Source organism: Niallia alba (assembly GCF_012933555.1).
Lineage (GTDB): Bacteria > Bacillota > Bacilli > Bacillales > Cytobacillaceae > Niallia > Niallia alba.
Genome location: NZ_JABBPK010000001.1, coordinates 5,163,911 through 5,178,702 on the forward strand (window position 1 = coordinate 5,163,911; position 14,792 = coordinate 5,178,702).

General features: G+C 34.2%; 15 protein-coding genes. 5 read left to right on the top strand and 10 right to left on the bottom strand.

What is annotated here, in order from left to right; translation table 11 throughout:
* Positions 1 to 372: 372 nt before the first annotated feature.
* Positions 373 to 1,490, top strand: a protein-coding gene (locus HHU08_RS24500; protein WP_169189557.1) for an IS3 family transposase whose coding sequence is annotated in 2 segments (ribosomal slippage) — positions 373 to 616 and positions 616 to 1,490 — 1,119 coding nt in all. Because the reading frame shifts where the segments join, the coding sequence is not laid out codon by codon here.
* 342 nt (positions 1,491 to 1,832) lie between these two features.
* On the opposite strand, the gene HHU08_RS24505 is transcribed toward HHU08_RS24500, so the two are convergent.
* The 8 genes from HHU08_RS24505 to HHU08_RS24545 all read right to left on the bottom strand — a co-directional run bounded on the left by HHU08_RS24505 (position 1,833) and on the right by HHU08_RS24545 (position 7,241).
* Positions 1,833 to 2,315: a hypothetical protein gene (locus tag HHU08_RS24505; protein ID WP_169189558.1), complete on the bottom strand. Its 483-nt coding sequence runs from the start codon at positions 2,313 to 2,315 to the stop codon at positions 1,833 to 1,835.
* Positions 2,316 to 2,533: 218 nt separating this feature from the next.
* Positions 2,534 to 2,710: a hypothetical protein gene (locus tag HHU08_RS24510; protein WP_169189559.1), complete on the bottom strand. Its 177-nt coding sequence runs from the start codon at positions 2,708 to 2,710 to the stop codon at positions 2,534 to 2,536.
* Positions 2,711 to 2,737: 27 nt separating this feature from the next.
* Positions 2,738 to 3,592, bottom strand: a complete 855-nt coding sequence (locus HHU08_RS24515) for a recombinase family protein (protein ID WP_169189560.1) — start codon at positions 3,590 to 3,592, stop codon at positions 2,738 to 2,740.
* Positions 3,593 to 3,767: 175 nt separating this feature from the next.
* Entirely contained in the window at positions 3,768 to 3,962 is a 195-nt protein-coding gene (locus tag HHU08_RS24520; protein ID WP_169189561.1) for a hypothetical protein, read from the bottom strand.
* Positions 3,963 to 4,514: 552 nt separating this feature from the next.
* Positions 4,515 to 6,284 carry a hypothetical protein gene (locus tag HHU08_RS24530; RefSeq protein WP_205835692.1) on the bottom strand — a complete coding sequence of 590 codons (1,770 nt, stop codon included), beginning with the start codon at positions 6,282 to 6,284 and terminating at the stop codon, positions 4,515 to 4,517.
* Between the two features lie 21 nt (positions 6,285 to 6,305).
* Positions 6,306 to 6,602 (bottom strand): hypothetical protein, encoded by a 297-nt coding sequence (locus HHU08_RS24535; RefSeq protein WP_169189562.1) that lies wholly within the window; start codon positions 6,600 to 6,602, stop codon positions 6,306 to 6,308.
* A gap of 76 nt (positions 6,603 to 6,678) precedes the next feature.
* Positions 6,679 to 6,930 carry a hypothetical protein gene (locus HHU08_RS24540; protein WP_169189563.1) on the bottom strand — a complete coding sequence of 84 codons (252 nt, stop codon included), beginning with the start codon at positions 6,928 to 6,930 and terminating at the stop codon, positions 6,679 to 6,681.
* A gap of 14 nt (positions 6,931 to 6,944) precedes the next feature.
* Entirely contained in the window at positions 6,945 to 7,241 is a 297-nt protein-coding gene (locus HHU08_RS24545) for a hypothetical protein (protein WP_169189564.1), read from the bottom strand.
* A gap of 141 nt (positions 7,242 to 7,382) precedes the next feature.
* Here HHU08_RS24545 and HHU08_RS24550 point away from each other — a divergent pair, with 141 nt between their 5' ends.
* Positions 7,383 to 7,748, top strand: coding sequence for a helix-turn-helix domain-containing protein (locus HHU08_RS24550; protein ID WP_169189565.1), 366 nt, complete (start codon positions 7,383 to 7,385; stop codon positions 7,746 to 7,748).
* A gap of 344 nt (positions 7,749 to 8,092) precedes the next feature.
* Positions 8,093 to 9,709, top strand: coding sequence for a YfjI family protein (locus HHU08_RS24555; protein WP_169189566.1), 1,617 nt, complete (start codon positions 8,093 to 8,095; stop codon positions 9,707 to 9,709).
* A 439-nt stretch (positions 9,710 to 10,148) separates the two neighbouring features.
* Here the strand turns inward: HHU08_RS24555 and HHU08_RS24560 are convergent, their stop codons facing one another.
* Positions 10,149 to 10,472: a hypothetical protein gene (locus HHU08_RS24560; RefSeq protein WP_169189567.1), complete on the bottom strand. Its 324-nt coding sequence runs from the start codon at positions 10,470 to 10,472 to the stop codon at positions 10,149 to 10,151.
* A gap of 793 nt (positions 10,473 to 11,265) precedes the next feature.
* On the opposite strand from HHU08_RS24560, the gene HHU08_RS24565 reads away from it, so the two are divergent.
* Positions 11,266 to 11,850, top strand: a complete 585-nt coding sequence (locus HHU08_RS24565) for a hypothetical protein (protein ID WP_169189568.1) — start codon at positions 11,266 to 11,268, stop codon at positions 11,848 to 11,850.
* 223 nt (positions 11,851 to 12,073) lie between these two features.
* On the opposite strand, the gene HHU08_RS24570 is transcribed toward HHU08_RS24565, so the two are convergent.
* Positions 12,074 to 12,223, bottom strand: coding sequence for a hypothetical protein (locus HHU08_RS24570; protein ID WP_169189569.1), 150 nt, complete (start codon positions 12,221 to 12,223; stop codon positions 12,074 to 12,076).
* A gap of 420 nt (positions 12,224 to 12,643) precedes the next feature.
* On the opposite strand from HHU08_RS24570, the gene HHU08_RS24575 reads away from it, so the two are divergent.
* On the top strand, positions 12,644 to 14,221 hold the full coding sequence (locus HHU08_RS24575) for a hypothetical protein (RefSeq protein WP_169189570.1): 1,578 nt from the start codon (positions 12,644 to 12,646) through the stop codon (positions 14,219 to 14,221).
* The last annotated feature ends 571 nt before the right edge of the window (positions 14,222 to 14,792 follow it).

Genomic DNA, 14,792 nt, shown 5'->3' on the forward strand with positions numbered 1-14,792 from the left:
GATTAATAAATTTATGAAAATATACACTATATTTCGTTATGTAAGAGGTAAAGAAAGGCGTCATATCTCTCGACTGTAGCTTCACTACGATTTTTGAGGAGCTATCTGGATAGGTTACACTTAGCTGGACAAAAAAATTAAGGGCTAGCAGACTGATAGAGAAATAAGTATATCAACCCTTAGAACGGGAAAGAGTGATACTAGTAACTTTATATGGAGGGGTGGGTATGCTAGCCTGCTAGGCAAGCCAGCGATCCTTTGGGAGCTGGTTGCCTGGCTGGAATGAGCATACCCACAGAGGCTCCATGTCAAGTTACGGATACCTGCACTCCACTCGTAGTCTGCTACGTACCAGTTAAGGAGACTGATAATATGGGAACAAGACGAACATTTACAGATGAGTTTAAGGCACAAATGGTTAAGTTATATGAAAGCGGTAAGTCAAGAAAAGACATTGTAATGGAATATGAATTAACACCTTCTGCCTTAGATAGATGGATTATTCAAAGCCAAGGAACAGGTTCATTTAAAGAAAAGGATAACCGTTCACCTGAAGAAAATGAATTAATTGAATTACGTAAAGAAAACAAGCGTTTACAAATGGAGAACGATATTTTAAAGCAAGCAGCGCTGATAATAGGACGAAGGTAAATGTGATTAGGCAAAATGCCCACAAGTACCCTGTATCAGCAATGTGTAAAGTCCTACAAATCCAGAGAAGCACCTATTATTATGAATCAAAAGCTAGGGAAAACAATGATAATGAATTGACCATTACCATTACTGAAATATTTCATAAAAGCCGTCAAAATTATGGCACTCGTAAGATTAAACAAGAGTTGAAAAAACAGGGTTTACAGGTATCTAGAAGACGTATTGGACGTATCATGAACGAGAATGGACTAGTATCCAAATACACAGTTGCCCAGTTTAAACCACATGTTGAAAAGCCAAATGAGTCAGCGGTAAAAAATGAACTAAACAGGAAATTTAATCAGAATACCCCTCTAGCTGTTGTAGTGAGTGATTTGACATATGTAAGGGTCCAAAATTCGTGGCATTATATATGTTTATTTGTCGACCTTTTCAATAGGGAAATCATTGGATTTAGTGCAGGTCAAAATAAAGATGCCCAGCTTGTGTATCGTGCTTTATCAACGATTAAAGTTGATTTACGAAAGATTCGTATGTTCCACACAGATCGTGGAAGTGAATTCAAAAACAAAGTAATTGACGAGGCTTTGGAGACATTCGAAATACAGCGTTCATTAAGCTTAAAAGGTTGTCCTTATGACAACGCCGTAGCTGAAGCGACGTTTAAGATAATAAAAATAGAATTCTGTAAGGGGCAAACATTTGAAAGCTTGGAAGAGCTACATAGTAAATTAAGTGAATATGTGGGATGGTTTAACCACGAAAGAATTCATGGAACGCTTGACTATCTAAGTCCCATTGAATATAAAAATATTCACCTTAAAAAAAGTGTCTAGTTTAGTGTTGACATACCAATCTCCCCCAAGCTAAACTCTATTACAATTTGGTATATTTCCCTCTCTCCATGAACCAGTTATTACTCCTTTTAACAGCCCACCAGATAGATTTTCGTATTGCCGTCTTATAATAAGACTGCACCACCTCGTTGTAGAAAGAGGACGATTCAAACAGCTTTACCAATTCCTTATTTGTAAAAACTCTACCCTTTTCAACTCTCTTTTCGAAATCAAGTATAAAATTCAACGTTTCTTCATTAAGGTTATACTTTTCAACCATCACCAATGGAATTTCTCCTTTTCAAATTAATAACAGTATCCGAAGAGATAACTTGTTGCTGCTTAACACGGTATTTTAAATTTACTAAGCAATTGGAAGAATACTTGGATGCTCAAACGTGCCAATGGTACAGTCAAAGGCAACATAATAAAAGCATAAATGGTTCCCCAAATTAAGACACCCTCTATATTAACGCCTGTAAAACCACCCGCTGTATAAGTTCTAAGGCTTCCTCCCCTGACAAGATACTCACCAAATAAAGCTCCAATAGTACCACTATAAAGGGTAATAAACAATGCCGATATTAGACTCAATAACCAAAATTTTTTGTTTGATACATTTTCCCGTTTTGCAAAGTAAGATCCTAATATTGAAAAGGTTAATACAAAGGGAATAAACGTTGCGTAGTATAACCATCTCTCTCCAAATAAAGATGTAAAGCCACCTGCTATTCCTTGTGCAACTACCATAAATATAAATGAAAAACAGAACGATAAAATTAAACCGAAAATAATTCCAATTATAATCCCCTTTGTAATTTTCATTACGATGGTCCCCCCTTAATATATGAAATTGATTTTCAACCTAACTTATTATAAATATCCCTTTTATTTTAACAGAAATATCCAAATAATTTTACGATTTTTCTTGTAGAATCATTCACACAAGTAAAATTAGTTATCCACCAATAAAATGGTAAAAATAGGGGTATTCCTAATGAACCTAAAAAAAACCGTCTAAATTGAAGACGGTTTTTAATTCATTATTGGTATCCATTCTGAAGAATTTCCGTAGCTATTCTAATTCGCCTGTATTCTTCTAAGAAGCAGTTCAACTCGTTTAACAATTTTTCTTCAAATTGTTGTAGCATCCTTTTATCATTTACTCTTACATAGCCTAATCCTTTTTTCGATACAATGTCATTCGTGCGTTTTCTCAAGCTTATAACACCTCTCAAATATTTTTATTAATTGCAGATGACTACTTCAACACCGTTTGTACGAAGAAAGTCTAATACTTTAGCTAAATTCGCATTTTTTCTGCTAATACGGTTATAATCCTTTATTACCACCTTTCCAATCATTCCGGCTTCAATGTCTTTTTTCATTTTCTGAAACGAACCTCTTTTAAAAGGATCAGATGTACCTGAGCATGAATCATCAATATAAAATTTATCAATATTATTAAACTTACCCTTTAGTATTTGAGCGATTGGTTGATAATCTTCTTTACTTCCAAAATTTGTTCTATGGTAAAATGCAATTTTCTTATTGCTAGTCATATTATTTTCCTCCAGTTTAATCTTTTTAACTGTCTTCATTGATAAAATCCTTTGAACTCTGTTGAAAAGTTCTGGTGTCACAATTGATGGCACACTTATTTTTTTCCATTTACTTTGAGGATTTTTAATGATTTGAGATTTGCCGTCATCTAAATACCGAGTTATTGTCTTGTTAAAATATAGTTCCCCAATATAAATAGGAGATTTTGCTATTAATCTGATATCACGTGGAGTCCAAGGCCTCTTCTTATAAGAATATCCTTGACTATTAAGCAAGTTAGAAACCCTCTTATAAGATTTCTCTGCGGCTAAATATTGAAATACTTTTTCTACAACTTTAGCTTCTTGTACATCGATTAGTAGTTTTCCATATGAGGAACGGTAACCAAAAGGTACTCTGCTAATAATAACCTGCCCTTGTTCTCTTGCTCTTTTTAATCCTAATGCTATCCTCGCAGCTTTATACTTTCTTTCTTCTTCTAAAAAGTACTGATATAAGTTTTCATTGTTTCCTTGCTCTAAACTATCCCTTTTTGACATATAAATCACTCTCTTTTCTATATTTTTGCTTAAATACGACAAAAAACCCCAACGAATAAACCTACGAATTAATTAATATCGTAAATTTATTTGTTGGGGTTTTCCCTTGTTCGTTTATTAAGTTGTAAAGATAATAACACCTACATTAGCATTTTGCAATAGCTAATTTATAGTTTTATTGAATTTTAAAAATTAGGGTTTTAATCGCTCTTCCTCTATTTCTAAGAGGAACAATTTTCTTAAATCGTATTCCTTTCTCCCTTAAAACATCTTCAAGATAAAATTGAGCATCACAATCTGTTAATGGTACTTTAACTTCGCCTTTCTTGATTATCTCATCTATCAGGTTATCATATAAAGAATCTGACATTGAAATTCACCTACAACCTACTGCGTAATAACATATCATTTTTTTTCGGGTCTGTTTAACGATGCGGTTGATAAATCTTTACTTATAGCAAATAGAATTCATTAATAATGAAATCAATCAAATCTTTATCATCATCTGATAAAATAAACTTCTATTGAATTACTTTCATTGAAATCCTTCTTAGCAACCCAATTGCTATGATTAAAATTTTTTCATCGCTAGAACTATGCTCAATTTATCTTTATTCATCTATATAACACCTCTAAAGTAAAAAAATAGTGCTTAGAACCTCTTAAAAAAAGTCTCACAGTTCTTAGGGATGACAAAAGCGGTGAATTCCTTACCCATTCCTTCATTCGGTTGATGCTTAATTGCCTGTATCAAAGATGAATTAGTAAAGCCAAGGGGCAATGCAAATTCACCAGTATATTCGGCAAGTTGCTGATTTATATATTTCCCCTTACTTCTGCCGCATCTGCAGCTCTTTTCATACATGTCCAGACTGAATACATCATTACAATTAAGACACATAAGAAGCTTCATTCAGACACCTCAATCTCTATTAGTGTTCTTTTCCTTATCAATCATTTCTTGAATGTGGGTTATTACTTTGGGATCTTCTCTATACTCTGTTATTTTTTCAGTGATTAGTTTGTTTTCAAACATGCCCCTTAACAGCTTGTAGTTGTCAGCTTTCCTTTTTAAATTATAAAAGTCATCGAGTATTAGCTTTGCAAGTAGCGTTACAATAAACTCTTCCTCTAGAACTTCTTCAAGCCATAGCCAAGCATCTTCGGTAAGATATATCTGAAACTTTTCAGTAAGCATCTTTCCGAGTATTAGCTTCATCGATCCAATATCATACCCATACAACCGTTCTTTAATTTCAGGATTTTTGGTTAAAAATTTTTCAATGCTAAATGCTACTGTTTTTAAATGAAAGTCCTGCTCTTCGGACAGCAAAACCGAATGATTATCAAAATAAAGAAAAGCATCCTCATTATCCAAATAACTGCCTTCGCTTTCCTTCTTGTTATTTAGAGCCAACATAGGAGCAATACTCTTATAGAATTCCAGAAGTTCATCTTCTATCCTACTATTTTCCTGTTGTAATAAAAGTCTCGCTTTTTTCTCCCAATCTGGAAAACAAGAGGTGAATTTTTCCACTACCTCGGTTAAAGGGATATAGGTTTTAATTTCACGGCCCGGAAACCTGATATCCATCACCATCATTCCAAATTTTCTTTCAACAATAGCTGGATGACCTTCAATTTTGCGAAAAGCGTCCAAAAAATCATAGTTTTGTGGAGGGATACTTACCCAAGTAAGGGTAATTGCCCTTAACATTTCTTCAGGTATATACTTGGGGCCATCTTCTTCCTTGCATGCCATAGAAAACAAGCTATTAAGGTCCCTAACTAGATTCAAATAATAGACCAAGAGCTTAACAGCTCCAATTTGTGTTGGAGAAGAGTACTTAACTAATTTTTCCTTAATCCACTTGTGGAAGGTTTCTTTATCAGAGTACGTATAAACTAGCTCTAAGATTTTTTCCTGATCTGCAATAATCCATTTTTCAATCAATTCTATTTTTTCACTTTCATTTTTAGGAGAAAATCGGTTTAGCAACTGCCGTGGATCAACACGTAACGGTAACTTTATTGGGGTTGAGAGATGATTGTCTGCCCATTGTTTTGCTTTTACACACTGCAGATGATCTATATCTCCACTTACACTAGCAAACTTGGGGAAACGGCTCTCAATTAGCATAGCTATGGCTAATATGTAAAGATGGTATGGATATCCTTGGGTCTTAGCATTAAAAACAACAACTGAGCTTTCGTATCCCTTTAAAATATCTGTTTCATTATTAAAAGCTGGCGCAGCCTCCCTATACATTTTAATATCAGAGTAAAGCCTGAAAGTTTCTGCAAACTTCTTACTGCCTAAGTTCCCACATGTTCTCCAAAATCGAGAAGGCTCTTCATGTTCTTCGGATTTAACATATACAGGGATCTGAATATCAAATAACTTTTTTTCTCCTAAATCTGCAAAATCATAAGCTTTCAGTAATTTCACGGTTTCTTTATAAACACTTATCCAATCTTGTTGTGAAATCTGATGAGGAAGAATAGACAGACGAACATAAGTACCCACCCAAAACCACACCCTTTTTTCAGTTACAATTAAAAGAGAACTCGCTTCTCCTTTATTGCGATGTTTTAATATCGCCGAAAAAAAGGCTATCCCAACATTAATAAGATAACCTTTTAGTTGTTTTCTAGAATTGCCTGCACAGCCCAGAATTATAAAAAGCTGCAAGCCCTATATTATTGCACCATGTTACTCAATTCTAAAAGTAGATCTGTTAGCTTTGTTATATACTCGTTGTACATCTTTCTTGGATTGTTCTACATATGACTTAATCATTAAATAATCGTTCGGGTTAGCATCTTCTACTTTCTCCAATGTTGCTCCTACACTTCCAGCCAAATATCCAGCTGCCCCCAGTATCGTTCGCAGTTCGTGTGTCACTTCTAAAGTTAATGCTTCATGAGCATTATTTTTCATAATGTTTTTATCTGCATCATCAACAATTGTTGCTAAATCTATTACCAGCTTTCCTGAATATACCTGCATCTCAGATGCCTCCCTCTTATAACTATTTATTAGTCCTCCCTAGCGCTCACCTTTAATAGCGAATATACTGCTTTTTTCAGCTGTTATTTTCCTTCTCTATTCTCTTTCCTGCCTTTATAAGTGACAGGTGAAAAATATCCTTTTTGTCGCAATCTTCACTACTAGTAAAGTCAAAAATAAAGTTTTCAGTTACAACCTCGTACTTTGCAAGGAGGGTTATTATATCCATTAAAAGTTCATCATAAATATCGGTACGAGGATCCTGATATATTTCTGTAATTCTATATAAGTCCACTTGAATAAATCCTAAATGTTTAGAATATGCCAAAGATAAGCCTCCCATTAAAACATTTTCTGCGGATTTACTAAGGTGTTTATTGCAAACACGAGGGCATCATTAAAAGCAGTGCGATATGCTAATTTCGTTTGGATATGTACCTGCTCAAAAATGTTAGCTCTAATATCATCAATAAATTCATCTTTTTTTGTTTCATCCTCAAACTTCCCAAATTGGGCAAGTTTTTCATCTAGATCTTTATGGAGTAATTCTGAATACATCACATACTCATCACTTGTGATAATTTGTTCGAGTCTTTCTTCAATTAACTTGTTTACTACCTTTTGAAAGCCGTCAATCAACGTGGAACAACTCCTTAAACATGTATATTTGCGTAAAATGAATATTTATTTCATCAAACGCAATTATACTATGGTACGTCTTGAATGTAAAACCAAAAAAATATACGATTAAGGAAAATAACTTTATTCGAGGCAGAACTTATGATCAATATAGCGGTTGGAAAATTAATAAAAAAATTGAGACTGGAAAAAGAGATAACTATGAGTGATTTCGCTAAACAAATCAAGCTATCCCAGTCATCATTATCTAGAATAGAAAATGGCACTCAAGAACTTTCTTTATCAATGATTGCTACCATCTGTGAAAAACTAGGTATTTCTTTAAGTAATTTTTTTTGGAAATTAGAATTTCTTTCACAAGACAAAGCAAAGGATTTTTGGATTCATTACAATGCTGGTGAGCCTATGCAAGACTTAGAAAGTGACTTAATAAATTGGATTGCCTCATTAACTGATGATCAAAAAAAGGCTTTATACACCTTAGTTCACTCTTACAATAGAGATTAATATTTATTGCTCTGATCTTAAAAAAGACCTAAATCATGGGTTTGTTCCATCCATGATTTAGGTCTTTTTCTTTTACAAACCTGTCTATACTACCGTGGTCAAATCCACATCCTCTCTGATATTACTTTTAAGGTATTTAGGGAATCATCAAAAATTCTTCTCCCCTAACTTTTCCCCTTACTGTAACTAGCATTATTAACAATAAGGGTAATTAGGAACCTGTTTACTTATTTTCAAACAAAAATAAAAAAATTTACTAAAGGGGTTCGAATGAGAGAAAACAGATGGTATCGTGTTACAGCTTTAACCAATATTAATAAATTTTAAGAAGGGAACAAATAACAATGACAAACGAAAACTCTCGCAACAACCCAAAAAAGGAATTAACTAAAGAGGAAAAGCTTTCTATGCGTGCTAACAGAAAAGTAACCGCAGGAAATGACGAACTGTACAATGACGTTATGAAATCAATTGAAACAGGGATTGTAAAACAACCTCGGCAATCCAGTGAAGAGGAATGGTCAATGCCTGTAACTTTTGATGAGTATGATACAATTCCATTTCCAATCGAAATTTTTCCAGCCACCATTCAAAATATGGTGAAAGCAGTGGCTATCGATACTCAAACTCCAATCGATTTAGCGGCGATGGTTTGCATTGGAGTGTTATCGACTGCATTAAGTAAGAAATTCGCAATTGAACCAAAAACAGGTTGGAAGGAACCATTAAATACGTATACAGCAACACTTTTACCTTCGGGATTAAGGAAATCAGCTGTTTATAATGCTATGACGAAAGTTTTATATAAATATGCCCAAGAACTTTATGAAGAGATGGAACCAAAAATCGAAAAAAGGAAATTAAAGAGGCAGGCTCTCGAAAAAAGGATTGATAAACTTCAAACCGATTATGCAAAAACGAATAATCCTGAATTACTACAAGAAATTGAAGCCATCAGCGACGAACTGCAAAAACATCCAGAGCTTTCAGCGCCTAAACTAACGGTCGATAATGAAACTTCCGAAAATTTGGTTATAGAATTAAAGAAGAATAACGAAAAAATTTCTATTATGTCCCCCGAAGGTGACTTATTTATTAAATTTAATGATCCAGCTGAAAAAGGAAAGCATGATGTTTATCTTAAAGGATATAGTGGAGATCACCTCCAAGTAGGCCGAGTTTCACGACCGGGGGAAATTTTAACTGAGCCGTTATTGACCATCTGCATCGTAGCGCAGCCAACAGTAGTTCAAAATTTCCCATCCTACGTTCATGAAAGAGGAATACCTGCAAGGTTTCTATTTTCTATGCCAAACGATAATCAAGGCTTCCGTGAGCCTTTTCCTCCTTCAACAGCAGTCGAAATTTCTAGGGCATATCAAGAATTGATTAGAAAGCTGCTGATGTTTACGCCGAACGAAACAATTTGCTTACGGTTAAGTGAAGACTCTATAAACATTTTAAAAGATCTCATTATGGATATTGAAAAAGAGTTCAGAGACAATGGCATTTTCGAAGGTCATCTAAGGTTTTGGGGAAGTAAATTGGTTGGCCAGATTTTACGGGTAGCTGGGTTATTGCATGTTGCTCATTCAGCTGATTCTTCTAATCTGGAGGAAATAACATCCGAAGTCAGTCTGGACATTTGCAAAAAGGCCTTTTTGCTAGAAGATTACTTCATTACTCATGCACAAAAGGTATTTGGGGTGATGAAACGCAATGATACATTCAATGATGCAATTTATTTACGTGATAAAATCTTAAATGAGAAAAAACTAGTAGTCGATAAACAGACAATTCATCAGAAAACGAAAAAGAGGATTCAAGGCAAAGATCGGTTTTCACGTGCTTATGACCTGCTTGAATATCACTCTTATATTAAACAAGTAAAAGGCGGTAAATACGGAAACAAGGGAATGATCCTAGTAAATCCTGCTCTATTGAAAAATGATAGCAATTAAGGTCCTAACCTCCCTAAAATACTGTAAACTATTGATATCCCTACTCAAAAACAAGGGAATGAGAGAATCCTAAAGTTCCCTCATTCCCCTAATTTACATAACAGAAAATGTATTCCTTAACCGTAACTAGGAGGATCAACAATGAAATTCAAGTTCTTTAACGATACTGCAGAAAAGTAACGATACATCCAGCTACTTATCAACATGGCTGCTATGTTGATAATAATCATGCAATTATGCCATTACAAGAACGATTATTTATTCTGCCAAACGCGGTACCTATCCCTTCGTCAAACCATGGGATTACGGGGTAAGAAATGGACTTCAGCTACTGGTTTCACCAATAGAGTAATAGAGCGTTGTCATTTGATGCTCCTAAGTATAACTTTTCTAAATATCTAAAAAGGAGCGCTTTTCAGCTACCCCCTTCAAAAAGTATTTAAAATCCTAATTGCTTCGCAACCCACTCTTGACCAGCTTTCCCTTTCATATCTTCCCATCCGGAAAATCTACTATGGTTTCGTACGTACTCATCAAGCTCACTTTCATTAATTTTATCAAAGTCTTCTTCAGTCTGAATCTCAAAAGGACTCTTATCAAAGAATTCATCAATATTATTAAATTTAGTATGTATCTGCATGAACCGGTCGTTAAATAAGTCTGTAAAGCTTACTGTTGTTCCTTTTTCCAATTCTTTTGCTTTATTACCCATTTGCTTTAACCGTTTGTTGAAATCGTCGAAACCCTTTGTTTTTACACCCATTCAAAATCCTCCCAATTTTGTTTTAGAAGAAAATATCCTCAGATGAAATCACTATTTCTAGTATATCGCATAGAATTGGTGTATTTTGCAAAGAAAGAATACATAGTATTGCAATTGCAACTACACAATGTTGCAACTTGACATGGAGCCTCTGCGGGCATGAGTCTCAAGCCAAGAAGCCAGCAAGATCAAGGGCTGGCTTTGCCACGAAAGGCTATCATGCCCACCACTCCATGTAAAGTCGCAACGACAAATCAGCTTGCAATACTCTGCACTTTTATTTTGCAATACACAATTGGTGACATTGCAACTTTTAGAAAGGGGATTTTTGAATATCAATCCAATCGATGTCTTATCTGCTTTAGACTTTACAAAGTCTAAAGAAAGTTTGAATGTATAACTGATTTTCTGTGGCAGTGCGAAACTAAAATACTCTCTCCCTTATTGATGAATAGGAAGGGAATTCAACAAATAATTCCATATTGATAGATCCGTAAGTCCTTTGAAAATTTTACTTTTAAGTAAATTATCGTTCCGATAGAATTTATTAACTACCTGAAACACTTGTTAAACATCAACTCTAATTAAAGTTAGCTATAACTTAAATGAAATTAAACTGAGTCTTAATGAAGTGAATTAGAAACGATTATTTTCTATTTGATTTAAATATAACTCAATAATAGTTCAACCTAAATTTGAATTTAAGCCAATATTTTTTATTCCTGCTCTTCGAATAGGCTTAATTCCAAGCTAAAATGTTTTTACCTTTAAGTGAAAGGAGGGGAAAAACAAAGTGGAAATAGACATTGATAATGCATCCTTGAGAGACATCATTTCACTCATAAAAGCTGGGAAAACGGATCTTGAGATCGGAGCAATGAAAAATTACACTTCAGGCTCTACTGTTTATAGACGTTTAAGGATTGCTGGAGCCGATAAATCATCGAAAAAGTGGGACTTCACCAACATTGATGAGAGCATGTTAGATCAAAATTTTTGGGACATCAGTGAAAAAGACCAGATAAATGAAACTAACCAGAACATCACTTCATTCTCTGAAGAGCAAATTAATGCACTTAAAATTATTGCAGATGATTATATAAATCGAAATTCTCATAGCGAGGATTCAGATGATGAAGATACTAAATATAAAATGTTTGGCAAACTACATTTGGAGAACGCTCGTTTCAAAAATAAGGACAACACTACCAAGCAATTGAATGTTCCAGTCTTAGATGCTGTTATGTCGCAATTAGACAGCTTTATTAATTCCAGTGGACTAGAAAAAAAATTCGTGGTTAACAAAGCACTTGAAGTGTTTTTAGAAATGCACCATAAGGATTGGCAAGAGCAAGAGGATTATGCAAATCAGTCGTAACTATGCACGTTAGAGTATACGCGTTGAGGGTGTCCGTTCAACGTGTATACTTAGATTTACTTCAAACCTAGTCTTTTCAACGGTTCTCGCTCGGTACAGACAATACCTTTTAATGCCGACTATATAAGAAAATAACTACCCGTATTCAGATAATTAAAGGTCTTTTACCGACACTCTTTCTCTGAGCAATGAAGATAAGCAAAATGGTTGGCTATGGATGTATTTAGAAATCGTTCATAACAAATTCTATTAGTTCTAAATCATCTTCTGACAAATTGAATTTTTTCTGAACTTCCTTTTCTGTTAACCCTTTTTCAATTTCTTTGATTGCCCTGATGATCGTTTCATCGTCGCTAAAATTACAACTGTTCATATCGATATTCACCTATGTAAAGATATATTGGGCTGGTGTAGCAGATAAGCAAGATATAAGTATGTTAAAGAATAAAACCTCTACGAAAGACGTTATAAGTAAAGAAAAATATAAGCTTAACACTACTTTAACCTAAACATATGCGTATTTTATATACGATAATGGCCATAATTCATTTAGTTTCCAAGTAGCTTTAAAGCCATCTACCTTTAAGGGAAAACCCCATCATAATACTTAAACGATTATATCTCCTGTTACGTTTAAGTATGAGGTTGGGTTTTTTATTTTAGAAATATCAGGGGAGCAGTATAAGCGGCTTCTGCTAACTTAATAGGAAAAAAACAATAGATAATCTGATGGCGCTTTTTCTTCATGGAGAATGTGCCTTTGTATTGCAAAAAAAAATAGGAGTCTAGAGAAATGAAAATCTATTACTATTTAACAAAATCACAAAGACACCGTATTCAATTAGAAAGGAGAGATGTATACACGCTGCTATTCTTGAATGAACAGAGCATCCTATCACAGCCACAACTTTACGAGTTTTATTCGTTCTTCACCAATATTAGTGATGCAGCTTTCCGAAGAAAAATGAGTCGCTGGAACGATGCTAATATTATTAACAAAAGAAAAGTTAAAATGGAGAACGGCTATGAGTTAGCAATCATTGAATTAACTCTTGCCGGCCAAAGCATCCTTAAAAAACTCGGTTACTTAAACGAGGACGAAAAGTTGAAATACCAAGCAAAAAGCAATTTAGATCACACCCTTGCTATTAAACAATCCGTCATTGAAGTTTTAAGGAATGTTAGCGATATTGACCCTTTCTATATTGCTGATGGAGGAAAATACATCATCCCATTCAGAGAAGGAGATAACGAGGATGAATTAGAGCAGACTGCCATTATATTCAAAAACCAAAACTTCGGCAGTGACTTTATCCCCCCTTTTAAATCAAAATACAGCTCGGATGATATTGAGAAATTCAAAAACACCGGCGTAGTCCAATCGTTCGTCCCACAAGACTTTGAACATATAAAAGAACATTTCGGAAAAGGACACCTTATTGATAAATCGGGGTTAAAGCCGGACTGGATTTTTAAAGTGAAAGGCACTTTTATATATATTGAAGTGGATAGTGGAAATGAAAAAATAAAAACTAAACGTGATCATACCAATACTATAATCGAAAAGCATGATGTTAAATCTATCGAAGGAAAATTGTATCGCTATGAACAGTTGGCTAAGAGCGATAGGGAGCATAACCACAAAGTCATCTTCGCTTTAATGGATGATAGTGACGTGGTAATAACCAAGAACATCCATAGCAACAAAGACATTCGTATTGCCAACTTAAAACATGAAATTGCTCATATGAACGACTACAATAACTGGAAAATTGAGGTTTATGTTACCGGTATGAAAAGATTTTACACAGTTTTTGAAGCAGTATATCTAGAACTGATCAATAACATAAAATCATATACCTATGAAGTTTACAAAAAAGCATTTATCACTTTAATTAAGGCAGGGTTGAAACCAAATTGGAAAAATTTAAAGTTTATGGTTGTCGCTAAACACTTTTATCCAACTCTTGGCATATCGACAAACAATCTAAACTTCATTCCGGATTTTTTGTTTAGATACTATCAGGATTCAGAAGATAAATACGAACAATACTTTATTCCTGTATTTATTAGAGAAGGAAGCGTAAAAGACATGGAGAGGTTGGCTTATTATACAATTCCTACAGCAAATGGCCGGTTCAAGTACAATGCAAAGATCTTGGCATTGTATGAAAGAAAAGAAGAACTATTTAATGATGTCATTAGGAAAACAAAGAAAGTAAATACCAATAAGATAACGAGAGAAATAGTTGATAATAACGGAATGGATATAGACAATATAGTATTCGCTGCTATAGATGAAATATCCAACGGTAAACTCCTTCTTTACAATGCTAATAAGAAGCAAATCGATAAAAGCCAGTTATTCTAGTCTTATGAATAACTGGCTTTTGTATATACTTCCTCCTAAAAAGTTCTCCATTTTGGTGTACTCTCTTGCCTTGTAAACACCTCGCTGGCTGGTAGTAGTTGAACGGTTTTTTATCCATGAAGTACTCTTTTTGTACATTTTCTCTTAAAAAGTTCTCCATTTCGGTGTACTCTCTTACCTTATAAACATCCGGCTGATAGCATTTATAATAGGTTTTCCCCTAAGATCTCTCTTATCAGCGCATTTATCTTAAAAAGTTCTCCATTTTGGTGTACTCTCTTTACCTTATGTACATCGGCTGTTAGCAATTATTCTGGATTTCCCCCTAACATATGTATTATCAGTGCATTTCATCTTAAAAAGTTCTCCATTTTAGTGTACTCTCTTTACCTTGTGCATTTCGTTAAAAGGTTTTATTGCATAACAGACAATTTATGTAACGAAATAAAATAAGAGTGCGATAATATCTATTTTCGCACTCTGTCTCTTAAATATATTTTAGTGTAATGGTGTTTTCTTAATAAATAATAGCAACCTTTATTTTTCAAACATTTATTAATTCATTTGTTCA